Raw genomic sequence first — 848 nt, forward strand, 5'->3', positions numbered from 1 at the left:
ACGTTTGATGACTTAAAGGGTAAACGAGTCAACATTGGTAATCCTGGCTCTGGTCAGCGAGGCACTATGGAAGTGTTGATGAAGGAATATGGTTGGAGCAACGATGATTTCAAACGGGTTTCGGAGTTGAAAGCGGCAGAACAATCGAAAGCGCTTTGTGATAATAAAATCGACGCAATGGTTTACACCGTTGGTCACCCAAGTGGTGCGATTAAAGAAGCAACCACTTCGTGCGACAGTAACATCGTGACAGTCGCTGGCCCAAAAGTGGATAAGCTTATCGCCGACAACAGTTTTTACCGCGTTGCTACCGTGCCTGGCGGCATGTATCGCGGCTCGGATAACGATGTGATGACATTCGGTGTTGGTGCGACGTTTGTTTCATCTACTGCCGTACCTGAAGAGGTGGTGTATAACGTCGTGAAGGCCGTGTTTGAGAACTTCGATGATTTCCGTCGTCTTCATCCTGCGTTTGCGAATTTGAAGAAAGAAGAAATGGTGAAAGATGGTTTGTCTGCGCCACTTCATCCCGGTGCGCTTAAATACTACAAAGAAGTTGGGTTGATTAAGTAAGTGGTAGTCCACCTTAAAACGGTTTTCTAAACTCACTTTTTCACGTTATTTAATAAACTTCTTTTGAGAAACCTTTATCGAGAGCCGCAAAAGCGCCATTAAGTTGATGGCGCTTTTTCTGTTTGGGTCAGGCGTAAACGTCAATAAAAAAGTAAATGGTGATGATAATCGAAGAGAGAGCGACAAAGCCTTTAACGTGGCTCGGATTAAGCTGGCGAGACACACGCGCGGCGAGGTAGCCGCCAACTAATGTCCCGACCATTACCACGCTGCCT

1 protein-coding gene and 1 pseudogene are annotated in these 848 nt (G+C 46.2%); one reads left to right on the forward strand and one right to left on the reverse strand.

Features of this window, described 5'->3' with window-relative positions; translation table 11 throughout:
- A partial coding sequence (locus tag R7Z77_RS24775; RefSeq protein WP_318136974.1) for a TAXI family TRAP transporter solute-binding subunit occupies positions 1 to 573 on the forward strand: 573 nt, incomplete at its 5' end.
- Positions 574 to 700: 127 nt separating this feature from the next.
- On the opposite strand, the pseudogene R7Z77_RS24780 reads toward R7Z77_RS24775, so the two are convergent.
- Positions 701 to 848 (reverse strand): annotated as a pseudogene (locus R7Z77_RS24780) (sulfite exporter TauE/SafE family protein); the annotation flags it as partial.

Source organism: Vibrio sp. 1401 (genome assembly GCF_033340295.1).